Annotated in this window: 22 protein-coding genes and 1 tRNA gene; 13 read left to right on the top strand and 10 right to left on the bottom strand. The window is 59.3% G+C overall.

Going from position 1 to position 25,089, the window contains the following annotated elements:
• Window positions 1–104 precede the first annotated feature (104 nt).
• The 4 genes from J4721_RS08970 to J4721_RS08985 all read right to left on the bottom strand — a co-directional run bounded on the left by J4721_RS08970 (window position 105) and on the right by J4721_RS08985 (window position 4,112).
• A tRNA-Thr gene (locus J4721_RS08970) sits at window positions 105–180 on the bottom strand.
• Window positions 181–251: 71 nt separating this feature from the next.
• Entirely contained in the window at window positions 252–1,775 is a 1,524-nt protein-coding gene (locus J4721_RS08975) for a heme biosynthesis protein HemY (RefSeq protein ID WP_211002597.1), read from the bottom strand.
• Between the two features lie 10 nt (window positions 1,776–1,785).
• Window positions 1,786–3,144: a COG4223 family protein gene (locus J4721_RS08980; RefSeq protein WP_254659227.1), complete on the bottom strand. Its 1,359-nt coding sequence runs from the start codon at window positions 3,142–3,144 to the stop codon at window positions 1,786–1,788.
• 53 nt (window positions 3,145–3,197) lie between these two features.
• Window positions 3,198–4,112 carry a uroporphyrinogen-III synthase gene (locus tag J4721_RS08985; protein WP_371816065.1) on the bottom strand — a complete coding sequence of 305 codons (915 nt, stop codon included), beginning with the start codon at window positions 4,110–4,112 and terminating at the stop codon, window positions 3,198–3,200.
• Here J4721_RS08985 and tsaD point away from each other — a divergent pair.
• The 5 genes from tsaD to J4721_RS09010 are packed head-to-tail and all read left to right on the top strand — an operon-like array spanning window position 4,006 to window position 7,198.
• Window positions 4,006–5,103 (top strand): tRNA (adenosine(37)-N6)-threonylcarbamoyltransferase complex transferase subunit TsaD, encoded by a 1,098-nt coding sequence (tsaD, locus tag J4721_RS08990; RefSeq protein WP_014876433.1) that lies wholly within the window; start codon window positions 4,006–4,008, stop codon window positions 5,101–5,103. The two genes, J4721_RS08985 and tsaD, sit on opposite strands and share 107 nt — an antisense overlap.
• Window positions 5,100–6,062, top strand: coding sequence for an NAD(P)H-dependent glycerol-3-phosphate dehydrogenase (locus tag J4721_RS08995; protein WP_211002596.1), 963 nt, complete (start codon window positions 5,100–5,102; stop codon window positions 6,060–6,062). The genes tsaD and J4721_RS08995 overlap by 4 nt, the downstream gene beginning before the upstream one ends.
• Before the next feature lies 1 nt (window position 6,063).
• Window positions 6,064–6,336: a YciI family protein gene (locus tag J4721_RS09000; RefSeq protein WP_211002595.1), complete on the top strand. Its 273-nt coding sequence runs from the start codon at window positions 6,064–6,066 to the stop codon at window positions 6,334–6,336.
• Window positions 6,336–6,758 (top strand): EVE domain-containing protein, encoded by a 423-nt coding sequence (locus J4721_RS09005; RefSeq protein WP_211002594.1) that lies wholly within the window; start codon window positions 6,336–6,338, stop codon window positions 6,756–6,758. The genes J4721_RS09000 and J4721_RS09005 overlap by 1 nt, the downstream gene beginning before the upstream one ends.
• A 44-nt stretch (window positions 6,759–6,802) precedes the next feature.
• Window positions 6,803–7,198: a DUF1761 domain-containing protein gene (locus J4721_RS09010; protein ID WP_014876429.1), complete on the top strand. Its 396-nt coding sequence runs from the start codon at window positions 6,803–6,805 to the stop codon at window positions 7,196–7,198.
• 369 nt (window positions 7,199–7,567) lie between these two features.
• Here the strand turns inward: J4721_RS09010 and J4721_RS09015 are convergent, their stop codons facing one another.
• The 4 genes from J4721_RS09015 to J4721_RS09030 all read right to left on the bottom strand — a co-directional run bounded on the left by J4721_RS09015 (window position 7,568) and on the right by J4721_RS09030 (window position 10,925).
• Window positions 7,568–7,909, bottom strand: a complete 342-nt coding sequence (locus tag J4721_RS09015) for a DUF2853 family protein (RefSeq protein ID WP_211002642.1) — start codon at window positions 7,907–7,909, stop codon at window positions 7,568–7,570.
• Window positions 7,910–8,159: 250 nt separating this feature from the next.
• Window positions 8,160–8,819, bottom strand: coding sequence for a PRC-barrel domain-containing protein (locus J4721_RS09020; protein ID WP_102875216.1), 660 nt, complete (start codon window positions 8,817–8,819; stop codon window positions 8,160–8,162).
• Window positions 8,820–9,074: 255 nt separating this feature from the next.
• Window positions 9,075–10,466, bottom strand: coding sequence for an adenosylhomocysteinase (gene ahcY / locus J4721_RS09025; protein ID WP_014876426.1), 1,392 nt, complete (start codon window positions 10,464–10,466; stop codon window positions 9,075–9,077).
• 144 nt (window positions 10,467–10,610) lie between these two features.
• Window positions 10,611–10,925 carry a hypothetical protein gene (locus J4721_RS09030; RefSeq protein ID WP_014876425.1) on the bottom strand — a complete coding sequence of 105 codons (315 nt, stop codon included), beginning with the start codon at window positions 10,923–10,925 and terminating at the stop codon, window positions 10,611–10,613.
• A 272-nt stretch (window positions 10,926–11,197) separates the two neighbouring features.
• Here J4721_RS09030 and J4721_RS09035 point away from each other — a divergent pair, with 272 nt between their 5' ends.
• On the top strand, window positions 11,198–11,794 hold the full coding sequence (locus J4721_RS09035; RefSeq protein ID WP_061050088.1) for an HD family hydrolase: 597 nt from the start codon (window positions 11,198–11,200) through the stop codon (window positions 11,792–11,794).
• Between the two features lie 43 nt (window positions 11,795–11,837).
• On the opposite strand, the gene J4721_RS09040 is transcribed toward J4721_RS09035, so the two are convergent.
• Together J4721_RS09040 and J4721_RS09045 are read right to left on the bottom strand one after the other, a co-directional pair.
• Window positions 11,838–12,392, bottom strand: a complete 555-nt coding sequence (locus tag J4721_RS09040; protein WP_014876423.1) for an ActR/PrrA/RegA family redox response regulator transcription factor — start codon at window positions 12,390–12,392, stop codon at window positions 11,838–11,840.
• Window positions 12,393–12,473: 81 nt separating this feature from the next.
• The gene (locus J4721_RS09045) at window positions 12,474–13,094 is read right to left on the bottom strand and encodes an SCO family protein (RefSeq protein ID WP_211002593.1); all 621 of its coding nucleotides are present in this window, start codon (window positions 13,092–13,094) and stop codon (window positions 12,474–12,476) included.
• 388 nt (window positions 13,095–13,482) lie between these two features.
• Here J4721_RS09045 and regB point away from each other — a divergent pair, with 388 nt between their 5' ends.
• From regB to addA, 7 genes are all read left to right on the top strand, one after another.
• On the top strand, window positions 13,483–14,880 hold the full coding sequence (regB, locus tag J4721_RS09050; RefSeq protein ID WP_014881555.1) for a sensor histidine kinase RegB: 1,398 nt from the start codon (window positions 13,483–13,485) through the stop codon (window positions 14,878–14,880).
• 92 nt (window positions 14,881–14,972) lie between these two features.
• Window positions 14,973–16,523 (top strand): PAS-domain containing protein, encoded by a 1,551-nt coding sequence (locus J4721_RS09055; RefSeq protein ID WP_102875214.1) that lies wholly within the window; start codon window positions 14,973–14,975, stop codon window positions 16,521–16,523.
• A gap of 100 nt (window positions 16,524–16,623) precedes the next feature.
• Window positions 16,624–17,103: a tRNA (adenosine(37)-N6)-threonylcarbamoyltransferase complex ATPase subunit type 1 TsaE gene (gene tsaE, locus J4721_RS09060; RefSeq protein WP_076618182.1), complete on the top strand. Its 480-nt coding sequence runs from the start codon at window positions 16,624–16,626 to the stop codon at window positions 17,101–17,103.
• Window positions 17,100–18,098, top strand: coding sequence for an aminoglycoside phosphotransferase family protein (locus J4721_RS09065; RefSeq protein WP_211002592.1), 999 nt, complete (start codon window positions 17,100–17,102; stop codon window positions 18,096–18,098). Before tsaE ends, J4721_RS09065 begins: the two co-directional genes overlap by 4 nt.
• A 23-nt stretch (window positions 18,099–18,121) precedes the next feature.
• A complete protein-coding gene (locus J4721_RS09070) occupies window positions 18,122–18,796 on the top strand; it encodes a nucleotidyltransferase family protein (protein ID WP_211002641.1) in 675 nt (224 codons plus the stop codon).
• Window positions 18,786–21,719 (top strand): double-strand break repair protein AddB, encoded by a 2,934-nt coding sequence (addB, locus tag J4721_RS09075; RefSeq protein ID WP_211002591.1) that lies wholly within the window; start codon window positions 18,786–18,788, stop codon window positions 21,717–21,719. Before J4721_RS09070 ends, addB begins: the two co-directional genes overlap by 11 nt.
• On the top strand, window positions 21,716–25,084 hold the full coding sequence (addA, locus tag J4721_RS09080) for a double-strand break repair helicase AddA (RefSeq protein WP_211002640.1): 3,369 nt from the start codon (window positions 21,716–21,718) through the stop codon (window positions 25,082–25,084). Before addB ends, addA begins: the two co-directional genes overlap by 4 nt.
• Window positions 25,085–25,089 lie beyond the last annotated feature (5 nt).

Here is a 25,089-nt window from a genome sequence, read left to right on the forward strand (position 1 = left end):
CTGCTGACAGATCAGCGCCGCTTTTTTGAGAACTGTCCACTCTGACGGTACGTCATCGCGCACGCGGAGCGGGTGGACAAAGGTCGGTCTTGAAAAAGGAAAACTGGTGCCGCTGAAGGGACTCGAACCCCCGACCCCATCATTACGAATGACGTGCTCTACCATCTGAGCTACAGCGGCGACCCGTGCAGGTTATGCCCGCAAAAGTCTGTGCGGCGCGCTCTAGCATCAGCGCACCGCATGGAAAAGATCTATTTTATGCTTTGGGTTTTGGCATCCCCGCCACCCGTATCAGAATCCTGGGGCAGTGTTTCACCGACGTCGGACATAGAGGTATCCTCCCCCTCCAACAATTCCACCTCTGGAATATCGGAGGCATCCGGGCCTGCTGCGCCCTCAGGCGTGCCGGTGATCAGTGGCAAAACCTGCGCACCTGTAGCACCAACGATCTCCGGGGTCTCCGGACGGCGCCAGCTGAGGGTATCAAAGCTGGCACAGTTTTCGCAGACCGGCGCCCATTCAGCGTGGATGTGATTGCAGTTTCCACAAACCCACTGCGGCCCACGCGGCGCATTCAACGCCCGTGCCAGCCAGCCCTGGATTACCGCATCACTGGCGCCCTCACCCTTCTCGATCGCCGCCATCAAGGTCAACGCACGCGCGTCCGGCTCGCGTTCAACCAGATCGCCCAGCGCGCGGCGCGCCTCTGGGAAGTCCTCGGCCACAATGTACAGTTCGGCCATCACCAAACGGGTCTCATCGTGCTGCGGCGCAAGACGTGACAATTGGGCAAACCGTTTCACCCGCTCCTGTGCGGTTTCAGTCGGCTCAACCTCTGCAAAGGCGTGGGCCAGATCAGGGTGCGGCTGCGCCTCCCAGGCTTTCTTCAGCACCCGGATCGCATACCGTTTCTTGTCGCGGGCCAGATATGCCCGCGCCGCCATGGCTGCCGCCGGAACCAAATCCGGCGAAAGCCGGTTGGCTTCAATCGCCTGTTCCTGCTGCTCGACCGTCGCGCCCTCTTTGACGATCGCTTTGGAGGCCGACAGGGCCAGCACAGCATCGCGACGCTTGTAGACATCACGTGGCAGGGTGCCAGTCTTCAGCTTGGTGGTCAGCGTCTTGCGGGCACCGGCCCAATCCTGCGCCCGTGCCTGAAGCGTCAGAAGGGTATCCTGCACCTCCTCGTGCTTGGGCCGCAGGCTAAGCGCCTTCTCCGCCAGTTGGCGTGCGGTGTCAGTATCCCCTTCAGATAGCTTTTGCTTCATGATGCCTCGGACACCAACAAAGCGGGTCGACTGGTTACTCACCAGGCGTTTATAGGCCTCAGCCGCCTTCTTTGTGTCCCCGGCCAGCTCCGCTGCCTGCGCCGTCAGCAAATCCGTCAGTTCCGGCTTTTCCAGATATTTCTCCGCCCGCGCAGCCTTGGCCATAGCTAGACGCCCCTCACCGGAGGCCAGCGCCATCAGGCCGTCGGACAGCGCCTGATAGCCCTTCCGCTCGCGGCCCTTGTCAAAATAGCGCGAAATCGCGGTTTCATCACCGTTTAGGAACCGCAGCGTTGCCAGTAACAACGACAACAGTTTGAACAGGACCCAGACTACAAACACCAGAATGGCCAGCGCGATTACCGACTGCAGTGCACTCAGGGTGTATTCGGTACCGGCGACCGTGATCTGAACGCCCCCTGCCGTCTCCGTCAGCAAAGCAGCACCAAAGGCAAGCACCGCCACGATGGCGACGAATACGAGGATCTTCAACAACGACCAGAGCATGGCAGCTTCCTTATTTGGCGTTCAGGCTTTGGGCCAGTTCATTCACGGCAGCAACAGCGGCCAGACGGGCACGCGCAGCGGCCTCCCAATCGGCCAGCGGTGCACGGGCGGTTTCCGGCAGAGCCTGCAACTCGGTCAGGGCTCCTTGTAGATCGCCGCTTTGCACGGCGGCTTCGGCGCGCGAAAGCACCGCATCGGGATCATCTCCATCACGCGGGGCTACCGAACGTGCGCCCAGCTGACGCTGCACATAGGCCGCAATGCCGCCTGTTCCTTTGGTTGCCTGACGGGCTGAAGCAAGGGCATCACGCGCAGCCGGGGCAAAACCATCGCGCAAGCTTGCACGCGTGCTGACGCCTGCCTCTGCGGAACCGGTCAACGCCTCCGGCGCAGTCACGCCAACGGCCTGCAGTTCTTTGATCATACCGCCAAAGCTGGTGCCCGCATCAATCGATGACCGCAGTCGGGCGACGATCGTCTGTGCGCTGGCAATACGTGCGGCTTCGGCGCTGGCGGCGTCCATCGCCCGCGCCTCCTCCACCATCTTCTCCACCTCGGCGCGTTGCGCCGCGAGGCTGTCCTGAAGCTTGCTCAATTCCGCCTCGAATGCGGCAACGGCAGCCGGGCTGGCAGCATCAGTGATGGGGCGGCTCTCCAAAGCATCCACTCGGGCTGCCAATGTCTCAATTGCCCCCGCCAATTCATCAGATCCGGTCGCCGCCTCACTGGACCGCAGGGAGGCAACCTCCCTTGTCAACGTATCTATCTGCTGCGTCAGCGGCGCGATATCCCGGGCAATATCAGCGGCGACCCGGCCTTCCAGATCGGCGATCTGGGCGCTGAGGCTTTCCTTCAGCTGCTCCAGCGCGGCCGCATCAACGGGCGCTGCACTGCGCCAAGAGGGTGGCATAAAATCATTCAGAACATTTGACTGTCCCGCCACAAAGCCAAGCCCAGCGGCAACGACTCCCCCTAGGAGAGCGGCTCCAAAACCACCACGTTTTTCAACAACACGCTCGACCTCATGGACCGATGCCGCAGCGGCAGGCGGGCTATCAACTGTTTGGTCCCCCGACGCGTTTTCAGCGCTCTTGGCCTCAGCTGTCTCGATTGGATCGAGATCAGCGTCCCCTTGCGCACCATCGTCATCCGACACATTGGAGACTGCATCCTCTTCGGCAGGCAGGGGATCCGTGTTGTCCGGGTCGTTCAAGTCCGCCACAGCAGCCGTATCGGATGTATCATCATCTTCAACAATCAAGCCGTCAGAAACCGCGTCACCGGCGGTTGTGTCGTCGACGTCCGGTTTGGAGACAGACGTCTGGCTCTCTTCTGCCTGCGTCTCATCGGATGTTTTCTTGTCAGCCACGCCGACGTCCCCCTCGATTCTCAAAATCTCTTAACACCAACTCAGCAATAAACTTACTGTGCCGATGGCCCACCCTCAACCCGCGCCAGACTAGCTGCGGCATCACGCACCAGTGTACGCATTGCCGTCGCGGTTGGAGACTTACATATCTGTAAGTCTTTGCATTTCAAGCCTTTCAGAGGATCTGCAACCGCCTTGCTGAATGCGATCAGATGTAGCTCTGCGCAATATGGCGCCAATTTGACAAATTGCTGAGCGGTACGCGGTGAGAAAAGCGGCACGATCAGCGACGCTTGCGCATCCATCGCGATCCGCGCCTCACTATCATAAGGCAGCAAGATCTGATCATAGATCACATGTTCCCGGCAATTGATCCCTACCAAGCGAAGCCGCTCGACAATGTCGCCGCGGCTATGGACGCCGCGCAGATGGGTCAAAGGACCTGCAGGTGGGACCTCGGTCAAGGTCTGAACCAGCGCGTCAGCGTCCAGACCACAGCAAATCGCCCGCCACCCTTTCGCAGCTGCGGCCTGCGTTGTGCGCTGCCCGACGCAATAAGCGTCCTGCCCCGCAACCGGCGCAGTCGAATACCGCACCCCATTCGCAGATGAGAAGATCGCATCCCCCGAAAAAAGCCCACGTTCGGAAGGATCAGATGGCGGGTTCAGCGGGGTTGTCCTGATTAACGGGGCATAGATCACCTGCAAGGTCGCTCGGGTCGATGCGGGCAAGTCTTCGACAAATCGCTCTGCCACCACACGAGGGCGTGTCATCAATAGGCCGACCATCACACCCCCTCGGGATTGTTCGCCACTGTCATAGGTGGTAGCCCCGGCAGAGACAGGATGCAACGGTAACGCCATGGAACAAAGCCTCACCCTTCTGGGATTGGAAAGCAGCTGCGATGATACGGCAGCTGCCGTGGTCCGCCAGTCTGGGCAAGGCCCGGCGGAGGTGCTCTCCTCCATCGTGTTTGGCCAGACCGAACTCCACAGCGCCTTCGGCGGTGTGGTGCCGGAAATCGCAGCCCGTGCCCACGCCGAAAAGCTTGACCATTGCGTCCGCGATGCGCTGGCCGCGGCCGACCTGCGCTTGCAGGATATGGATGCCATTGCCGTCACCGCTGGTCCCGGACTGATTGGCGGCGTGATCTCTGGTGTGATGTGTGCCAAGGGGCTGGCGGCCGCAACCGGGCTACCTCTGGTCGGCGTCAACCACCTGGCCGGACATGCCCTCACCCCCCGGCTGACGGATGCGGTGCCATATCCCTATCTGATGCTGTTGGTCTCAGGCGGGCATTGTCAGTACCTCATTGTTCGGGGACCCGATGATTTCAAACGGCTTGGTGGAACAATCGACGATGCCCCCGGCGAGGCCTTTGACAAGACCGCACGCCTACTGGGCCTGCCGCAACCCGGCGGCCCCTCGGTGCAGAAGGAAGCCGAAAGCGGTGATCCGCGCCGTTTCCGCTTTCCCCGTCCGCTCTTGGACCGTCCAGATTGCAACCTCTCATTCTCTGGCCTGAAAACCGCATTGATGCGCATGCGGGATCAGGTGATGGCCGAAAAGGGCGGTCTGACACGGCAGGACCGCGCCGATCTCTGTGCCGGTTTTCAGGCTGCCGTTGCCGACGTCCTGGCAGAGAAAACACGCCGTGCAATTCGGCGTTACCTTGAGGAAGTCCCGACCACCCGCACCGTTGCTGTCGCAGGTGGCGTCGCGGCGAATACAGCCATTCGTTCTGTGTTAGAGACAGTTTGTACTGAGGTTGATGCTCAATTCGTCGCTCCACCTCTGGCGCTTTGCACGGATAATGCCGCGATGATCGCCTATGCCGGGCTTGAACGATTCCGCAGTGGGGAGCGGGACGGCATGGAGCTCTCCGCCCGTCCACGTTGGCCATTGGATCGGAGCAGTCCCGCCATGTTGGGCAGCGGCAAGAAAGGCGCCAAAGCATGAGTGTTTCAGTGCTTGGATCCGGCGCGTTTGGCACGGCGCTGGCCATTTCGCTCGCAGGCAATAACCCGGTTACACTATGGGCGCGGGATGCTGATCAGGCGCGCGATATGCAAGAAACCCGCCGCAACACCCGGCGCCTGCCCGGCGCCGATCTGCCCGAAACACTGACGGTGACTAGTGATCTGGAGCGCGCAGCGCAGGCTGATACCATATTGCTTGCCGTGCCGATGCAGACTCTACGGAGCTTTGTCAGCGCCCATGCTGATCTAATGCGCAACCGGGCTCTTGTAGCCTGCTGCAAAGGCATTGAACTCAAGACCGGTCAGGGTCCGCTGGCGGTTCTCCACGCCTGCCTTCCGAAGACTCGAACGGCCTTGTTGACTGGCCCGAGTTTCGCCGCCGACATCGCGAAAGGCCTGCCAACGGCGTTGACGCTGGCCTGTCGTGACCCGGAGACAGGTGCGCAATTGCAGCGGCAGCTGACCACGAAAAACCTGCGGCTCTATCGTACTACGGACACAAATGGTGCGGAAATCGGCGGTGCTCTGAAGAACGTCATGGCGATTGCCTGCGGTGCCGTTATTGGCGCTGGACTCGGCGACAGCGCCCGCGCCGCGCTGATGACCCGTGGTTATGCCGAGATGCAGCGCATGGCACTGGCGTCTGGCGCACAGCCCGATACGCTGGCAGGTCTCTCCGGTTTTGGCGATCTCACTCTGACCTGCAGCTCGGAGCTGTCGAGGAACTACCGTCTCGGACTGGCGATCGGGCGGAACGAGACTTTTGACCCCAGCATCACGGTTGAAGGCGCCGCCACGGCGCGTGCTGTCCATGCCGAGGCCCAGACCCGAAATCTGGACATGCCTATCACCGCCATTGTCGTGGCTCTGCTCGATCAGCGCTTGACGATTGCCGACGCCACCGCTCAACTGCTTGCAAGACCATTGAAAGAGGAATGACATGCTGATTGCCCTGATCGCGCGCGATAAACCCGATCATTTGCAGACCCGGATGGACAACCGGGCGGCGCATCTTGCGTATATTGAGGAAACCGATTTCGTGGCGCAGGCCGGTCCCTTGCTGGACCAGGATGGCGGCATGGTTGGCTCACTGATCATCCTTGATGTCGAAGATATGGCCGCCGGTCAGTCCTGGGCCGACAACGACCCCTACGCCAAAGCCGGCCTGTTTGAGGCGGTTGAGCTGATCACCTGGAAGAAAGTCGTCGGCTGATGGAGTACTGGCTGTTCAAATCCGAGCCATCCACCTGGAGCTGGGCTGACCAGCAAGCCAAGGGCGAGACGGGTGAGGAATGGGACGGCGTGCGCAACTATCAGGCGCGCAATTTCATGCGTGAAATGAAGATTGGAGATCGCGGATTTTTCTATCATTCGATGAAGGAAAAATCCGTGGTCGGGATCGTTGAAATCTGCGCTGATGTCCACCCGGACAGCACCACAGACGATCCCCGCTGGGAATGCGTTGATATCAAAGCGGTGCGCAGCTTTGCTGTCCCGGTCACCCTCGATCAGATCAAGGGCGACCCCCGTCTTGAGAATATGGTTCTGGTGAAGAACTCCCGGCTATCAGTGCAGCCTGTCACCGCAGAGGAATGGGCCCATATCTGCGCGTTAGGGAAGACAGATCCCGATTGATCTGACAAAATTCTCTCACTGATGCTGGTTTCAGGGAGAGTTCAATGGAAATTCTGAATGTTATCGCCGCGGCTATCGCTGGCTTTGTTCTGGGCGCAGTCTGGTATGGTTTGCTTGCTGAACCCTGGATGCAAGCGGCAAAAGTGCCGCGTGATGAGAATGGGAAACCTGCGGGCGGACAGACGCCAGCTGTGTTTATCGCGACTTTTGGTCTGCAAATCGTCGTGGCTGGTATGATGCGCCATGTCTTCGCGCTCTCAGGTATCGATACCGTCGGTGGCGGTTTGGTCAGCGGTCTGGGCGTGGGACTATTTTTCATCACGCCGTGGATCATGATCAACAACCTATACGGTGTTAGACCATTGCGTTTGTCGGTGATCGACGGTGGCTACGCGACGCTTGCCTGTGGCGCCATCGGTGTGGTCCTGACGCTATTCTAAGACGTGCGGCCAACAGCGGACGTCACGATACAGGCAATGCTAATAGAAAAGGGAAGATCCGAGCATATGCCAGGATCTTCCCTTTCACCCCACGTGCTCCAATTCCACCACACGTGTTCGTAAATCTGTGATCCTGGCCATCCTGGCCGGTATATAGACGATAGGCTGGTCAGTGGTGATTCCGCAAAGGCAATACAGGTAAAATGCAACACATGTACAACCTGAGACTGTCCCCTTGCGCTGCAGCGCACTCTGAAACCCACAGGATCACGGACACGTTTTCGGTGTTTCGGCGGCTGAATAGCACAGGCCAAAACGCCCGCCGGATGAGTCCGACGGGCGTTGGTTGTCGACATTTTGACTGATTGATCAACCGTATACGGCTTCTTTTCCGAAGTGCTTGACCAGCATATAGTAGACAACGGCGCGATATTTATTCCGCTCCGATTTACCGTAGGTTTCGATCACGCTGTCAATCGCAGACATCAGCTCAGGCCCATCAGACAGGCCTAGCTTTTTGATCAGGAAGTTGTTTTTGACGGTTTCCAGTTCCGCCGGCTGACTGGCCGCCACAGTCGATGCATCAGCATCGTAAATCGCCGGACCACAGCCGATGGTGACCTTTGTGAGCAGATCCATGTCCGGTTCCATGCCACATTTGGTTTTCAGATCATTTGCATATTGCTCGATCAGATCGTCGCGTTTTCCCAAAATTCTCTCTCCCATGTTACTCAGCGGAACTATTGTTATCGCCAGGCTCAACGCCTGATCGGTTCTTATTCCAACAGCTTAGCCGCAGAACGGAACAGGGCAACTGGGAATTTCTGCGGCCACCTCTCATTTCTGGGAATACACCCCCGCTAACCCTTGACCAAATGCAAAAAGGCGCCCCCGCGAGAGGGGCACCATTCTATTCGGTTGGCACCTGGATCAGATGCCAGATCAAAAGATCAGAGCGTCATTATACGCTGTTGCCGATCAGGCGGTCATCCTGCAAAGGCTTGATCATATCTTCGTCGATCTCAGGCATAGAACGCAGCGCCGCTTCAGTGCGGGTATTCAGCTTCAGCTGACCGTTGCGGGTGAAATCCATGTCGGAAAGCGGAACGGCAACAGTGTATTCGTTCATGCCAAGAAAGCCGCCAACACCGATAACTCCTGCGAGTTTGCCATCCTGCTCAATCACATAGTCGATTTCACCTACGTCCTTACCGGTAGCGGAAAATACGTTCTTCCCAACCAGATCGGCGACGGTCATCTCGTTCAGGGGCGGCAGCGGTTTACCCGCCGCGTCCGAGCTGTCGTATTCGCCGCGCGGGATGGTGGTGGAAGCGTCAGAACTTGCATTGACGTTTACATCGCCATCCGCAGGCATCTCGTCGTTCACGGTCTCAACGCCGCTGTCGACCTTATATTCACCACGTGGAATTGTCGTGCCTTCGGTGGTGTCAAGCGACGCGCCGCTGGTGGTGTCTTGACCGCCAACAGTCTCGATCTCGGTGTCCGACTTGCTCTCGCCGCGCGGAACGGAAGTGCCCGCCTGGGCAATCCCTGCGCCCGCCATCAGTGCAGCAGCAGTAACACCAGCCAGAATACGGGTCTTGGTTTTCAGTTCGGTCATGTCGTTTTCTCCTTCGCTTGAAGTACGCCAACCAAACGTCACCAACCTTGCAGACGTTCCAGGATTTTCGTGGAATTTCGCACCTAAATTTTTGGAACTTCTGTATGGGGGATTACGTTGCGCATCCGCGCCACGCGTTTAGGTCAGTCTAGTCAAAAGGCAATGAAAATACAGTCACATAACCGAAAACACCCCGCCAATGGCGGGGTGTCGCTTTGGTCACTCGCCTGCGCAGTTGCACAGGTAGAATGATGATCAATACCGGTAGTGCTCAGGCTTGAACGGACCTTCCGGTGTGACGCCAATATAGGCCGCTTGCTCAGGCGCCAGCTTCGACAGTTTTACACCGATCCGCTCCAGATGCAGGCGGGCGACTTTCTCGTCCAGGTGCTTGGGCAGAATGTAGACATCGTTTTTATAGGTTTCACCACGGGTCCACAGCTCAATCTGGGCCAGAACCTGATTGGTGAAAGAGGCCGACATCACAAACGACGGGTGCCCGGTTGCATTGCCAAGGTTCAACAGGCGACCTTCGGAGAGCAGGATCAGACGGTTGCCCGAGGGCATCTCGATCATGTCGACCTGCTCTTTAATGTTCGTCCACTTGTGGTTCTTCAGATTGGCAACTTGGATCTCATTGTCGAAATGGCCAATGTTGCCAACAATCGCCATATCCTTCATCTCGCGCATATGCTCGATCCGGATGACGTCTTTGTTGCCAGTCGTGGTGATGAAGATGTCAGCGCTGTCGACAACATCCTCCAGCAACACCACCTCAAAGCCATCCATGGCCGCTTGCAGGGCACAGATCGGGTCAACTTCGGTCACCTTGACCCGAGCGCCAGCACCACGCAGCGAAGCGGCAGAGCCTTTGCCCACGTCACCATAACCGCATACAACGGCGACCTTGCCAGCCATCATGGTGTCGGTGGCGCGGCGGATGCCATCGACCAGCGATTCCTTACAGCCATATTTGTTGTCGAACTTCGACTTGGTGACCGAATCGTTCACGTTGATCGCAGGGAAGGGCAGTTGCCCCTCTTTCACCAGCTCATACAGGCGATGGACACCGGTGGTGGTTTCCTCAGAAACGCCCTTGATCGCGTCGCGGGTCTTGGTGAACCAGCCGGGGCTTTCAGCCATGCGTTTCTTGATCTGGTTAAAGATCGCCTCTTCCTCTTCCGAGGTGGGGACTTCGATCAGATCCGTCTCACCCGCTTCTACGCGCGCACCCAGCAACACATAGAGGGTGGCATCACCACCGTCGTCCAGAATGAGGTTAGCACCTTCGGGGAACTGGAACGAGCGGTCCAGATAATCCCAATGTTCGACAAGGGTCTGCCCCTTGATCGCAAACACGGGCGTTCCGCCAGCGGCGATGGCAGCTGCGGCGTGATCCTGTGTCGAGAAGATGTTGCAGGAGGCCCAGCGTACATCCGCGCCCAGCGCTACCAGCGTTTCGATCAGAACCGCTGTCTGAATAGTCATGTGAAGCGACCCGACGATCCGGGACCCTTTCAGCGGCTTGCTCTCGCCGTATTCGTCACGCAGGGCCATCAGCCCCGGCATTTCAGTCTCAGCGATATCGAGTTCCTTGCGGCCAAATTCGGCCAGCGCGATGTCCTTGACGATATAATCCCCGGGCATTGCGTGCTCCATTCCGGTTACATTTTGTCTACCGCAGCAGGTAACACCGCAATGGTTTATAAGCAACGAAGATGCCCCAAGAGCGCCGGGGCGCGGTGACCACGGTCGTGCGCCCCGGCCTTCCCAACGGTCCGGGGGGACAGGTCAGCTGGGTGTGCCTTGTGGTTCGAGGTCGTCCGTCACTTGGAAAAACCCCGTACCGGAGGCCACTACACAGCTGAGCCCGTTGGGATGGGAAACCAGCACCGTGAAGGTACCGGTTGTTGCAGAAGCCCAGAATTCAATCACGGTGGACACAGGCTGGCTGGATTGCAGCCCGCCAGCAGTCAGCCGTTCCGCATATGAGGATTGCAGGCGATCCACAAGGTGATCGCGCGGACTACACCCCACCGCCAGTGCAGGTGGTGCGGTTGCAAGCATTCCAAAGACAAGCGAGGTACAGACAAGACGTTTAAACATGGCAGTATCCTTTCGTGTGCGTCTCAGCGACGAAAGGGGCTCGCCAGAGGAGCAAGAGCCCCTGTCGTACCTATAAATATGGGGCCTTGGCGTGGCGTTATCAAATGCCGAGCGCTCAACTGTTTGTGGTGATCCGCGTGATCGGGCTGGGGCAACCAGCCATATTATCTGAGAAACCGCACCGCTGATCACCGCCAACAGCGCAGCAGGCAATTGCATGACCTCCCCTCACCAGCTAGTCAGAAGGCGCCGTCAACAAGAAGGGACAGACCATGCCCCCCAAACCTCCACGCGCCTGGCAACGGATGCTCTCCGGACGTCGGCTGGACTTGCTCGACCCGACTCCGGTTGACGTCGAGATTGAGGATATCGCCCACGGTCTGGCCTTTGTGGCGCGCTGGAACGGCCAGACCATTGGCGATTTTGCCTATTCTGTCGCAGAGCACTCGCTGTTGGTGGAAACGATTTACGGTCGCCTCAATCCCAAGGCGCCAGTCCGATGGCACTTGGCCGCACTGCTCCATGACGCACCGGAATATGTCATTGGGGACATGATCTCGCCCGTAAAAAACGCGGTTGGCCCCAGCTATGGTGAGTTGGATCAGCGGCTGACCGCCGCCATTCACATCCGCTTTGGCCTGCCTGCAACCCTTCCCAAGACGGTCAAGGCGCAGATCAAGAAAGCGGACCGGATCAGCGCATGGATGGAAGCGGTCGAAATTGCCGGGTTTTCCCGTGAGGAAGCCGACCGCCTGTTTGGGAAACCGGATCAAACGCTGCTGGACGGTCTCTCCATCCGCCTGCGCCCCCCGGTCGAGGTGCGCAAGGACTACGTTACCCGCCACGCCAATCTCCTGGCGCAGCTCTGATCTCAAGAAAAAAGCCTCTCCAAGTTCAGGAGAGGCTCTGGCCTTATTTGGGACTGCGTTTGGCGAGGATCCGCTGCAATGTGCGCCGGTGCATATTGAGCCGCCGAGCGGTCTCAGAAACATTGCGGTCACAAAGCTCATAGACCCGCTGAATATGCTCCCAACGGACACGATCCGCACTCATCGGGTTTTCCGGCGGGGGTGGCAGCTCTTCCTCATTGGCGAGCAGCGCGTTCATAATGTCCGACGCATCTGCCGGCTTTGACAGGTAATCTGTCGCACCGATTTTCACTGCGGCGACGGCGGTCGCAATCGCACCATAGCCGGTCAGAACAACAACGCGACTGTCAGGGCGACGTTCCCGCAGGATCTCCACAACATCCAGACCATTGCCATCCTCAAGCCTTAGATCCACCACCGCAAAGGCGGGCGGGCGCGCTGTGGCAATCGCACTGCCTGCCGCAACGGAGCCAGCTGTTTCAACCTCAAAACCACGTTTTTCCATGGCTTTGGCCAGGCGCCGCAGAAAGGGCTCGTCGTCATCGACCAGCAAAAGTGTCTTGTCTGGTCCTATCTCCTGCATAGCAGCTTCGCCCATACTGTCGGTCCCCCGCAATGTCGTCAGGTCGTGAGGCTTGATATTACGTCTCACCCCGGAAACGTCAAACCTTCATCCAGGTTACAGATTTTCCAGGAAGCAACCGACCTTATCGGCGATTTGCTCCGGAGTCTCATCGCGGCGGAAGAATTCAACAAACCCCTGTTCTGGCAAGACCAGATAAGAAAAGGTCGAATGATCAACAAGATAGTAGTCTTCATCACCATCCTGTTTCTTGTAGTAGGTCTTATAGGCACGGCTGGCCGCTTTGACCTGCTCATGCGATCCGGTGAGTCCGATCATACGCTCATGCAGATTGGCCGCGAAGTCGCCAACCACTTCGGGCGTATCGCGATCCGGATCGATAGAGATGAAAACCGGCGTCACATCCTGCCCACGTTCATCCAGCAGGTCGATGGCCTCAGCGTTGCGCGCGACGTCCAGCGGGCAGACATCGGGGCAGAAAGTATAGCCGAAATACACCAGTGACGGCTTGGTGATCACATCCTTCTCAGTCACGGTTTCACCCTTGGCGTTCAACAACTCAAACGGGCCGCCAATGGTATCAGAGCCGCCGGCGATCTGGCTGGCGCGGCATTGCGCGAAATCATCACCCGCGCCGCCACCTCGCGTGGCAAACCAGGCGCCGCCCACCAGGGCAGCAATAACAACGGCAGCAAGGATAGCGTAGAGACGGGTCATGAGATCACACTTTGCGCAAGGAATAGATTTATCGACAGGCTGCGCCAGACCTACCAAGAATTTCAGGCGATGCAACGGGCGGAGCGACGCAACCGCCACGCATCAACCAGACCGGGTCATCGCGATCCTGCGCGGGGTCGGACCTATCGCAGGCCCCCCCCCAATGACCAGACGGACAAAACAGCGCAGCCGGGGTTGATCAGCAGGTTTTCGAGCCAGAGAAAGGCCCGTTAACCTGCTGATCAATTGTCTGTGACCGCCAGGAATGCGAGACTACCGCGACGGTCCTGCTTTGTCTTATCCGGTTTCACCTTGCCCGGAACCGGCCCGTATGCAAGCAGATTTCAACAAGACCACCAATGCCCCCTTTTTCGCCATGGAGTGCGAGATGAGCGCGACAAATATTGATCTGCTAAGCGGCCAGGAACGCAGCCACTGGATCCGCTTACGTACCTTGATCCTGCTGCGCTGGGTGGCAATTGTTGGTCAGGTGTCAGCGATCACCGTGGCCCAGCAGCTGTATAATCTGCAGCTGGAACTGGTGCTGTGCTATATCGCTATCGGTGTTTCCGTGCTCGGCAACCTGATTGCGATTATCCTGTTTCCGCAGAACAAGCGCCTGTCCGAATTCGAGAACTTTCTGATGGTTCTGTTTGATCTCCTGCAGCTGAACTTTCTGCTGTATCTGACCGGCGGGCTGAACAACCCCTTCGCGCTTCTGGTACTAGGCCCGGTGACCATTTCCGCCTCGATGATGCGGCTTCGCTCAACGCTGATCATTGGTGCGACCGCGATCATCCTGGTGACGCTGCTGGCAGAATTTCATCTGCCGTTGCGCACACCGCAAGGTTTTGTGCTGCGGGTGCCGGATATCTTTGTCTTCGGCAACTGGACCGCCATTGTGATCGCGGTGCTGTTCATCGGCGCCTATTCCTATCGCATCAGCGCTGAGATCCGGTCCATGTCCGATGCGTTGGCCGCCACCCAGATGGCCCTGTCGCGCGAACAAAAGCTAACCGATCTTGGCGGTGTGGTGGCTGCCGCGGCACATGAGCTGGGCACGCCACTGGCCACAATCAAACTGGCCAGTGCGGAGCTGATCGATGAACTGGATGACAGGCCCGATCTGCGCGAAGATGCCGCGTTGATCCGCGAGCAGGCAGACCGCTGCCGTGATATCCTGCGGAGCATGGGCCGTGCTGGCAAGGACGACCTGCATCTGCGCCAGGCCCCTCTCTCAACCGTGATCAACGAGGCAGCTGAGCCCCATATGTACCGCGGCAAGACTATCCTGTTTGAAGAGGCCCCCGAAAGCGACGGCGATCCGCAGCACCCTACTATTCTGCGCCAGCCGGAGATCATTCATGGGCTGCGCAATCTGGTTCAGAATGCGGTGGATTTCGCCCGGTCAACTGTCTGGATTGATGCCAGCTGGAACGATGAGACGATCACGCTGCGCATCAGCGATGACGGGCGGGGATACCCGTCGCATCTGCTGGGCCGAATTGGCGATCCCTTCGTGCGCCGCAGACGCAGCGACAGCGACCGGCGCCAGCGGCCGGAGTATGAAGGCATGGGTCTAGGACTGTTCATTGCCAAAACCCTGCTGGAGCGCAGCGGCGCTCAGCTGACCTTTGCAAACGGCTCAGATCCAAATCAGACGCTGACCCGTGATCCGGCGCGGCGCGGGGCATTGGTGCAGGTCAGCTGGCCCCGCAGCAAAATTGACGCTCTGACGGGCGAAAATGCCGTTCCCATCGGGGAAAATAAACGTATAGAAATTTAACTATTCACTTTTAGGCAACCAATTAAACTTCATTTAACCATTATCAGGAAACATCGGGGGTAAGAGCGAAACACTTGTGGGTAACGGACATCATGCAGCAGATCCTATCGACCGACTGGCTTGTATTGGCGACGCTTTGCGCGGCGACGGCAGCGGCGGCTGTCTGGTGGCTGTCTCCAAACCCCAAACCAAAGGGGTTTGAGCAGGACTTGCTACAGGGGGATGGACGGTCTGACGCCGTGTTTCTCTTTGATGATACAACGCTGATCGGCTGGTCCTCCGGGGCACGCCGTTTCATCGGTGAACAGGCCGAAACCTTCAGCTGGGCAAACCTGCGCGAACAACTGGCCCGCAGTTATCCAGGCTTACCCCAATCCCCCGGCTTCCTGAAAGATGTCGGACCGCTTGTGCTCTCTGGCACAGCCAACGCCGAAAGCCGCGAAGCGCTATGCGAATGGATCGACGGTGTGACCCGCGTTCAGCTGCGCAGCACCTCATCCGAAGAGCACAATCACAGCATCGACCAGGAACTGACGACACTGCGCTCAGCCGTGCATCAGGCGCCCTATCCGGTTTGGCTACAGTCTGATGATGGTGCCGTCACCTGGTCCAACCTCGCCTATGATGATCTCAGCCAGAAAATCCGCGGACGCAATGTCGATTTCTCCGAACCTCTGTTCACTGATCTCGATGACCCGATGGCCAGCGGCAAGCCTGAGCGGATCTCTATCCCGCTGCCTGAGAGCAAGAAAAAACTCTGGTACAATATCTCGACCACCGAAACCGAGGCAGGCTGGCTTTGTCATGCGGTGGATGTAAACGCGGTTGTTGACGCCGAGATCGCCCAGCGCAACTTTGTGCAGACATTGGCAAAAACCTTTGCCCAGCTGTCCATTGGCCTTGCGATTTTTGACCGCAATCGCCAGCTGGTTCTGTTCAACCCCGTATTGATTGATCTGACCGCCCTGCCCGCCAACTTCCTCAGCTCGCGCCCAAATCTGCTGACCTTCTTTGACCGGCTGCGCGATCAGCGCATGATGCCCGAACCGAAGAACTATTCCAGCTGGCGCCACCAGATGGCTGATCTGCTGGAAGCCGCGGCTGAGGGTCGTTACCAGGAAACATGGTCGCTGCCATCAGGATCGGTCTATTCTGTCTCCGGTCGCCCGCACCCCGATGGGGCCATCGCGTTCCTGTTTGAGGATATCACTGCCGAGATCACCCTGACCCGACAGTTCCGCTCGGAGCTGGAAATGGGTCAGTCGATCATGGATCAGATGGATGAAGCCATCGCGGTTTTTGCCAATGATGGCACGATGACCTTCTCCAATGCGGCCTATCACGATCTCTGGCAGATGGATCCCGACGGCAGCTTCGCCAAGATCACCATCATGGATTCCAGCCGCGTCTGGCAGGATATGTGCGCGGCAACACCAGCCTGGGGTGAAATCCGGGATTTTGTTGCCGGCAGCGAGAATCGCACAGCTTGGTGGGCCAATGTACAGCTGCGCAGCGGCACGCCTCTGGTCTGCAAAGTCAGCGCCATTCAGAACGGGGCAACCATGGTCAGCTTCCGCTCCCCGGAACCAGCCCCCGCCCCGGTTGATCAGCAACGGTTTGCGGTTACAAAACAGGGCAAATAGAACAGCTCTCATTCTCTGAAATCAAAGAGATTGCCCGGTTCGATGCCGGGCTTTTTCGATCCGGCTTGCAGCGCCGCGCGCAGGGCGGCATTGTCGCGCCATGACAACCCAGAAGACCCTCGTAATCCCGCTACCCTTGCCCGAGGCAACTGCCAATCTGGCCACCCGATTAGGCGCAGAACTGAGCAACGGCGACTGCCTGCTTCTGTCGGGCATCATCGGTGCGGGCAAAACCCATTTTGCCCGTAGCCTGATCCAGTCGCAGATGACGGTACCTGAGGATGTGCCCTCACCAACATTCACCCTTGTTCAGACCTATGATCTGCCAAATGGTGAGTTGTGGCATGCCGACCTCTATCGCCTGTCTTCCTTGGATGAGATTGAGGAGCTCGGCCTGATCTCCGCCTTTGAGTCCGCTATCTGCCTGATCGAATGGCCCGATCGGCTGGCCGAACTAACGCCAGCTGCCGCGCTGCATATATCGCTGGCCCTGGATCCAAACGAAGACGACGCCCGTATCGCCACATTGCGCTGGAGTGATGCGCGTTGGGAGCCTTTGATGAAGCAGATTACCCTATGACCGACCGACAAAGCCTCATTTCCACCTTCCTGGCCGATACGCCATGGCACAACTGGACCCGCGCGCCGCTGGCCGGGGATGCCTCCAATCGGCGCTATGAGCGGCTTTGCGATGCAGATGGCGCCACCGTGGTGCTGATGGACGCTCCACCGGATCAGGGAGAGGATGTCGCACCGTTTGTCGCGATTGCGAACTACCTGCGGGATCGGGGTCTGAGTGCGCCGCAAATCCTGGCCGAGGATCATGACAATGGCTTCTTGGTGATCGAAGATCTGGGGGACGCACTATTTGCGCGGGTGATGCGCGACGACCCAGCGCAGGAGCGCCCCCTATATGAAGCGGCAACCGATGTGCTGGTCGCGCTGCATGAGGCCCCGATGCCGGAACTGGAACCGCTCGGGCCACGGTTGATGGCGGAGTTGTCCAGCCTCGCCTTTGCCAAATACCGCGATGTGATTCGTGAGGACCCCTCACCGGAACATGTCGCCCGCTTCACCGATCAGTTTGAGGATATCCTGCGCCGCACGATAAAAGGCGACGTGGTGCTGGTTCAGCGCGATTACCATGCCGAGAATCTGATCTGGCTCCCGGAACGCAGCGGCGTCGCACGGGTCGGTCTGCTGGATTTCCAGGCCGCGCGCGCCGGCCATCGCGCCTATGACCTTGTGTCACTGCTACAGGATGCCCGCCGCGACGTACCTGCAGTGATCGAAATGCAGATGATGGAGCGGTATATTGCTGCGACCGGTGTTGATGAGGGCAGCTTTCGCGCCGCCTATACCGTGCTGGGTGTGCAGCGTAACATGCGTATCTTAGGTGTTTTTGCCCGCCTCGGGCGTGACTATGGCAAACCGCACTACGTCGATCTGATTCCCCGCGTCTGGGATCATTTCCATCGCGGTCTGGATCACCCGGCGATGGCGCCACTGGCGGAGTTCCTGCATCAGGAAATGCCTGCACCCACCCCTGAGGTGCTGAACCGGTTGCGCGGCTGATGGCAGAGATAACTTATCCCGCTATGATCTTCGCTGCTGGTTTCGGCACCCGGATGCGTCATCTGACCAAACATCAGCCCAAACCGATGATCCCGGTCGCCGGTCGCCCGCTGATCGACCATGCGCTGGATCTGGCGCGGGAGGTCACACCGCCGGTGATCGTGGCCAACAGCCACTATAAGAGTGACGCTTTGGCCGACCACCTCGCAGGCAGCGAGGTGGTGATCAGCCATGAGGATCCTCAGATACTCGACACCGGTGGCGGGCTGCGACATGCGCTGCCGCTGCTCGGAACACGCTCGGGACCGGTCTATACCGTGAACCCGGATGTGGTTTGGCGCGGGCCGAACCCGCTGCGCCTGCTGCGCGACGCTTGGGACCCTGCGCGCATGGACGCGCTGTTAACTTGTATTCCAATGAGTCGAACTGTCGGGCGCAGCGGCGATGGTGATTTTCACACAGATGAAAAGGGGCGTCTGCATCGAGGCGGTAATCTGGTCTATGGCGGTGTTCAGTTGCTACGGACCAACAGGCTGGCCGAGATCGACGAGACCGTGTTTTCGCTGAACACCCTGTGGGATTTGATGGCCGCCGAAGGACGCCTGTTTGCGCTGGAATATCCCGGCCATTGGTGCGATGTCGGCACCCCCGAAGGGATCCCCCTGGCTGAGGACCTGATAGCCCAAGATGAGATTTGAGCCGCAAGACACGCCGCGCCTTTTTGCCGTTCCCTGCGGCGTTGATTTCCCACGCGCCCTGGTCGACGGGCTGGTTGCCCGCAGTCAGAACACATCACCAGAAGAACTGGCCAAGGTTGAACTTATCGTTAACACCTCCCGCATGGCGCGCCGGGTACGAGATCTGTTCGATCAGGGACCGGCCCTGCTTTTGCCGCGTATTTCGCTGCTGAGTGATCTCGATATGCGCGCCACCTTACGTGGTTTGCCGCCAGCCCTTCCGCCGTTGCGGCGACGGCTGGAGCTATCGCAGCTGATTGCCAAATTGCTGGAAGCCCAGCCCGATCTTGCGGCCCGGTCCTCACTCTACGACCTATCAGATAGTCTCGCAGCACTGTTTGACGAAATGCAGGGCGAAGGGGTCAGCCCGGAGATTATTCGGTCGCTGGATGTCTCCGATATGTCCGGCCATTGGGCGCGAGCGCAGCAGTTCATCGCAATCGCCGATGAATTTGCCGAAACCCACGAACACGCAATGGATGCGCAGGCCCGTCAGCGACAGGTCGTTCTTGATCTGATCGAAGAGTGGCAAGATAGCCCACCGCAACACCCGGTCATCCTGGCCGGCTCTACCGGATCGCGCGGCACCACGCTGATGCTGATGGAAGCGATTGCGCGCCTGCCGCAGGGCGCAGTGATCCTGCCCGGTTTTGATGACCAGCAGCCGGGCCACGTTTGGGAACACCTAGATGATCCGCTGATGTCAGAAGATCATCCGCAATATCGTTTTTTCAAGATCATGCGCGATCTGGACATGACGCCGGATCAGGTGCGTCCATGGGTCGATGCAATACCGGCATCCATGGCGCGCAATCGGCTGGTCTCTCTGGCGCTGCGCCCGGCGCCTGTCACTGACGCCTGGATGCGCGAAGGGCCGGAGCTGCGCGATATCGATCAGGCCACCGCCGATGTGAGCTTGGTGGAGGCTCCCAATCCCCGCGCCGAGGCGCTGGCCATCGCTCTGCGATTGCGCAAGGCTGCCGAGGACGGACAGACGGCCGCGCTGATCACCCCGGATCGTATGTTGACCCGTCAGGTGGCCGCCGCGCTGGATCGATGGGATATTCTGCCGGACGATTCCGCGGGCCAGCCGCTGCAGCTGTCACCTCCGGGCCGGTTTCTGCGCCACATCGCGGAGCTATTCTGCAAGCCGCTTGCCTGCGATACGCTGTTGACCCTGCTGAAACATCCGCTTTGTCACGATGGGGCAGGGCGCGGTGATCACCTGCGCCACACCCGCGAATTGGAGTTACGCCTGCGCCGCTATGGCCCGCCCTTTCCGGATCCTGACAGCTTTGCCGCGTTTGAAATCGGACGGGAGCTGATGCCTGGGTGGACCGCCTGGCTCACGCAGTGTTTTGCTGACAAGCCCATCAGTGGAACTCAACCTCTGTCACAATGGGTAGATGCCCTGAGGAACCTAGCCGAAGCAATCAGCCGTGGCAGTCAGAATGCCGCTGACGGTGGCCTGTGGGACAAAAAGGCCGGTCGCAAAGCACTGGAAATCGTAAATAACCTTCAGGCCGAGGCTGGTTATGGCGGCCAGATGACCGCGCGCGATTTTGCCGATCTTCTGCGCGCGCTGCTGTCACAGGGTGAGGTGCGGGACCGCGATGCGCCCTATGGCTCCATTCTGATCTGGGGAACGCTTGAGGCGCGCGTGCAGGGGGCCGATCTGGTGATCCTTGGCGGCCTGAACGAAGGCAGCTGGCCCGAGGCGGCCACCCCTGATCCCTGGCTCAACCGCCAACTGCGCCATCAGGCGGGGCTGCTGTTGCCGGAACGTCGGATCGGGCTGTCGGCGCATGATTTTCAACAAGCCGTCGCCGCGCCCGAAGTCTGGTTGACCCGTTCCGAACGTTCGGATGAGGCGGACACGGTTCCGTCACGCTGGCTCAACCGGATGACCAACCTTCTGTCCGGCTTGCCGGGGCAGGGCGGCCCTGCCGCGCTGGCAGATATGAGGGCCCGTGGTCAGGAATGGCTGGGCTGGGCGGAGGTGTTGGAGGCACCAACCTCTCTGCCTCCCGCCAAACGACCCGCGCCACGCCCCCCCGTCGCCGCACGCCCCCGGCGCCTGACAATCACGGAAATTCCGCGGCTGATCCGCGATCCTTATGCGATTTACGCCAAACATGTCCTCAAACTGCGTCCATTGGATCCCTTGGTGCAGGAACCCGACGCCCTGCTGCGCGGCATCGTGCTGCACAAGATCCTTGAGGATTTCATCAAGGCCAGCGTCACAGACCCCAAAAGGCTGACGGTGCCCGATTTTCTTACCACCGCCACGGCACATCTCGAGGCGAAGGTCCCGTGGCCGGTAGCGCGCAGTCTCTGGCTGGCGCGGCTCGAACGCATCGCCGAGGATTTCATCACCGGCGAACAACAGCGGCAGGCCATTGCGCAGCCATCCGGGTTTGAGGTTTCTGGCGCGGTGCGTGTTGCACCGCTTGATTTCGAGATTGCAGGTACAGCTGATCGAATCGATGTGGATGAACGCGGCGGCCTGCATTTGTTTGACTACAAAACTGGCGATCCACCGACAGAAAGCCAGCAGAAAACCTTTGAAAAGCAGCTTCTGATTGAGGCCGCCATGGCCGAACGCGGCGCGTTTGAGCGATACGGCGAGGGCAGGGTGGAACGGGCGCTGTTCCTTGGCCTCAAAAGCCCGCTGAAAGAGGTCGCAGCCCCGCTCCTGGATGAGCCTCCCAGTAAGGTCTGGGAGGAGTTGACCAAACTCATCAGCGCCTATTTCGAGCCGGATCAGGGGTATAGCAGCCGTCGCATGGTATTTCAGGACACCCAGACAGGCGATTACGATCATCTGGCGCGCTATGGTGAATGGGACCGAAGCGATCCACCGGTATCGGAGATTTTGACATGACAGCCCGCGACGCCGCCTCAGAGGCGCAGTTCCGCGCCGCCCGTCCCGATGCCTCTACCTGGCTGGCCGCGAATGCCGGCTCTGGCAAGACCAAGGTGCTGACGGATCGCGTGGCCCGCCTGTTGCTGCGCGGTGTTCAGCCACAGCATATCCTGTGCCTGACCTACACCAAGGCCGCCGCCAGCGAGATGCAGAATCGCCTGTTCAAGCGGCTCGGCGAATGGGCCATGCTGGGGGATGATGCGCTAACGTCCGCACTGACAGAGCTGGGCGCCCATGATGTGATCTCCGCCGAAGGGATGGCGCAGGCGCGTACCCTGTTTGCTCGTGCGATTGAGACGCCCGGTGGCCTGAAAATCCAAACCATTCATTCCTTTTGCGCCTCGCTACTGCGTCGGTTCCCGCTAGAGGCCGGCGTCAGCCCACAGTTTTCCGAAATGGACGACCGCACCGCGGTGTTGTTGCGAGGCGAGGTGGTGGAAGCCATCGCAAACAGCGAAAACCCGGGTGAGGCCGGTCTGATCGCCAGACTGGCCCGGCAGGTGACCGATAGCGATTTTGACACCCTGACCGCCGCAATCTGTCAGCGCCGCTCCGATTTTGAGGTGCCACTTGATCGCGCCGGATTGCGTGCGCTGTTCGATCTTCCGGCAGAATTCGATGCAAAAATGTTGGAGCACAGCGTCTATCTGGGGGGGGAGGCGGACCTGCTGACGCGCACCTGCTCCATGTTGGAGCAGGGTGGTAGTACCGATGCCAAGGCCGCTACCAAGCTGCGCAAAATCACCGAGCCAACGCTCGCGGATTTGCCAGTTCTTGAATCCGTGTTTCTGACCGGAGCCTCCGCAAAGGCACCCTTCACGGCCAAAATCAACGCCTTTCCCACCAAAAAGCTGCGGGAAAGCAATGTCGCGCTGATGGATCAGCTGGAACCTCTGATGCGGCGGGTTGAAGCTGCCCGCGCCCAGCGCCTCGCCCTGGCCGCAGTGGAGAAATCGCTGATCCTGCATGATTTTGCCGCTGTATTCCTGCCGGAATATGATCGCCGCAAACAGCTGCGCGGCTGGCTCGACTTCGATGATTTGATCCTGAAGGCACGTCAGCTGCTGAATGATCCAGCCGTGGCTGCCTGGGTTCTTTACCGGCTGGACGGCGGCATTGATCACATATTGGTGGATGAGGCTCAGGATACCAGCCCGGTGCAATGGGATGTGGTCGAAAAGCTGGCGCAGGAGTTTACCGCCGGCGAGGGCGCGCGATCCGAGGTCGAGCGCACAATCTTTGTCGTCGGAGACAAGAAACAGTCGATCTATTCTTTTCAGGGTGCAGACCCCGACGCCTTTGACAGAATGCAGGCCGAATTCGCCGACCGGCTCGCGGAAACCGGCAGTGCGCTACAAAACGCGGCGCTGGAATTCTCGTTCCGCTCCTCCGCAGCGATTCTTGGGCTGGTCGATCTGGTGTTCAAAGACAGTCCCGGTGCTGGGTTTCACCGCGATGCCCTACACCGCGCCTTTAAATCGGAATTGCCGGGGCGCGTCGATCTTTGGCCTGTCGTGGACAAAGTTGACACCGAAGAAGAGCGTGATTGGACCGATCCGGTGGATCGTCCCGGTGCGCGCCATCACACCGTCATTCTGGCTGAACGGATCGCAACCGCGATCAAGGAAATGATCGACGGCAAGGTTACCCTGCCGGAGGATGGGCCCGAGCGCGGCAGCTTCCGCCGCCGTCCGGTACAGGCCGGTGATTTTCTGATCCTCGTGCAGCGCCGGTCTGAGCTGTTCTCGGAAATCATCCGCGCCTGTAAGGCTGCGAGACTGCCCATCGCCGGCGCCGACCGGTTGAAAATTGGCGCAGAACTGGCGGTGAAGGATCTGGCGGCGCTGCTGTCCTTTCTCGCCACGCCCGAGGATTCCCTGTCGCTGGCTGCAGCGCTGAAATCGCCTCTGTTTGGCTGGGACGAACAGACCCTGTTTGATCTGGCCCACCGGCGCGAGGGCGGCAGTTATCTCTGGACCGCGCTTCGGGATCGCACAGCGGAATATCCTGACACGATGGCCATCATAGATGACCTGCGCAGTCAGACCGATTTCCTGCGCCCCTACGACCTGATAGAACGTGTTCTGACACGCCACGGCGGCCGCCAGCGTTTGCTTGGTCGGTTGGGACCCGAGGCAGAGGATGGCATCAACGCTTTGCTCAGTCAGGCACTCGCCTATGAACGCACGGATATTCCCAGCCTCACTGGGTTTTTGGTCTGGATGCAGGCCGACGATCTGGAAATCAAACGCCAGATGGGAGCAGCCGGAAACATGATCCGGGTGATGTCGGTGCATGGGTCAAAAGGTCTCGAGGCACCAATCGTAATCCTGCCTGACACCGCAAAACGCAAACCTCCGCGCGACGACGAAATCATGCGCGCCGAGGCTGGGCCAATGTGGAAACTGCCCAGCGCACAGATGCCCGATGTGATGCAAGCGGCCCGCGAGACCGCGCAGGAAAAGGCCCGGAATGAACGGTTGCGGCTGCTCTATGTGGCGCTGACACGTGCAGAAAAATGGCTGATAGTCGCTGCTGCGGGCGAACTGTCCAAGGATGGGGACAGTTGGTACCAGATGGTCGAGCGCGCGCTGCGGGAAGCCGGTGCCAATCCCTATGATACAGGATATGGTGAGGGCCTGCGGCTGCAACACGGGGACTGGGACGGGCTGCCGTTTCATGCAGATCCCCCAGTGGTCACGTCCGCACCCCAGTTGCCGGAAGTGTTCAGACAGCTGCCACCGCCCTATCAGCCCCCAGTCCCAACACTCAGCCCGTCGGAATTGGGCGGGGCCAAGGCCTTGCCGGGGGATCTGGGACAGGACGAAGACATTGCCAAGGCGCGTGGCAGCCGGTTGCATAGTCTACTGGAACATCTGCCACCGGCGGATCAGGATACATGGCCTCAGCTGGCCAACGCTTTGCTGGCTGGACATGAAGACACCGCAGATCTGCTGACGGAGGCAACACATGTGCTGACCAATCCGGACCTGAAAGCGATCTTCACTCCAGACACTTTGGCGGAAGTTGCGATAACCGCAGATCTGGATGGCCGTCGCATTCACGGCGTGATTGACCGGTTGATCGTAACGCCGGAACGGGTTCAGGCGATTGATTTCAAATCGAACGCCACCGTTCCCACGAGCGTAGAGACCTGCCCGGAGGGGCTGTTGCGGCAAATGGGGGCCTATGCCCATGCGCTGGCAGCACTCTACCCTGATCGGCGGATTGACACGGCGCTGCTATGGACCCGTACCGCGACGCTGATGGACCTGCCACACGATATTGTGTCATCCGCCCTTAAGCGCCGCCAGATACCTTGACGATC

The sequence above is a fragment of the Phaeobacter sp. HS011 genome, assembly GCF_018101215.1.
GTDB lineage: Bacteria > Pseudomonadota > Alphaproteobacteria > Rhodobacterales > Rhodobacteraceae > Phaeobacter > Phaeobacter inhibens.

Coding starts and splice junctions, on each gene's coding strand:
- J4721_RS08975 (WP_211002597.1), bottom strand. CDS start 1,775: ATGCTCTGGTCGTTGTTGAAGATCCTCGTATTCGTCGCCATCGTGGCG.
- tsaD (WP_014876433.1), top strand. CDS start 4,006: ATGGAACAAAGCCTCACCCTTCTGGGATTGGAAAGCAGCTGCGATGAT.
- J4721_RS08985 (WP_371816065.1), bottom strand. CDS start 4,112: ATGGAGGAGAGCACCTCCGCCGGGCCTTGCCCAGACTGGCGGACCACG.
- J4721_RS08995 (WP_211002596.1), top strand. CDS start 5,100: ATGAGTGTTTCAGTGCTTGGATCCGGCGCGTTTGGCACGGCGCTGGCC.
- J4721_RS09000 (WP_211002595.1), top strand. CDS start 6,064: ATGCTGATTGCCCTGATCGCGCGCGATAAACCCGATCATTTGCAGACC.
- J4721_RS09005 (WP_211002594.1), top strand. CDS start 6,336: ATGGAGTACTGGCTGTTCAAATCCGAGCCATCCACCTGGAGCTGGGCT.
- J4721_RS09010 (WP_014876429.1), top strand. CDS start 6,803: ATGGAAATTCTGAATGTTATCGCCGCGGCTATCGCTGGCTTTGTTCTG.
- J4721_RS09020 (WP_102875216.1), bottom strand. CDS start 8,819: ATGACCGAACTGAAAACCAAGACCCGTATTCTGGCTGGTGTTACTGCT.
- ahcY (WP_014876426.1), bottom strand. CDS start 10,466: ATGCCCGGGGATTATATCGTCAAGGACATCGCGCTGGCCGAATTTGGC.
- J4721_RS09030 (WP_014876425.1), bottom strand. CDS start 10,925: ATGTTTAAACGTCTTGTCTGTACCTCGCTTGTCTTTGGAATGCTTGCA.
- J4721_RS09035 (WP_061050088.1), top strand. CDS start 11,198: ATGCCCCCCAAACCTCCACGCGCCTGGCAACGGATGCTCTCCGGACGT.
- J4721_RS09040 (WP_014876423.1), bottom strand. CDS start 12,392: ATGGGCGAAGCTGCTATGCAGGAGATAGGACCAGACAAGACACTTTTG.
- J4721_RS09045 (WP_211002593.1), bottom strand. CDS start 13,094: ATGACCCGTCTCTACGCTATCCTTGCTGCCGTTGTTATTGCTGCCCTG.
- regB (WP_014881555.1), top strand. CDS start 13,483: ATGAGCGCGACAAATATTGATCTGCTAAGCGGCCAGGAACGCAGCCAC.
- J4721_RS09055 (WP_102875214.1), top strand. CDS start 14,973: ATGCAGCAGATCCTATCGACCGACTGGCTTGTATTGGCGACGCTTTGC.
- tsaE (WP_076618182.1), top strand. CDS start 16,624: ATGACAACCCAGAAGACCCTCGTAATCCCGCTACCCTTGCCCGAGGCA.
- J4721_RS09065 (WP_211002592.1), top strand. CDS start 17,100: ATGACCGACCGACAAAGCCTCATTTCCACCTTCCTGGCCGATACGCCA.
- J4721_RS09070 (WP_211002641.1), top strand. CDS start 18,122: ATGATCTTCGCTGCTGGTTTCGGCACCCGGATGCGTCATCTGACCAAA.
- addB (WP_211002591.1), top strand. CDS start 18,786: ATGAGATTTGAGCCGCAAGACACGCCGCGCCTTTTTGCCGTTCCCTGC.
- addA (WP_211002640.1), top strand. CDS start 21,716: ATGACAGCCCGCGACGCCGCCTCAGAGGCGCAGTTCCGCGCCGCCCGT.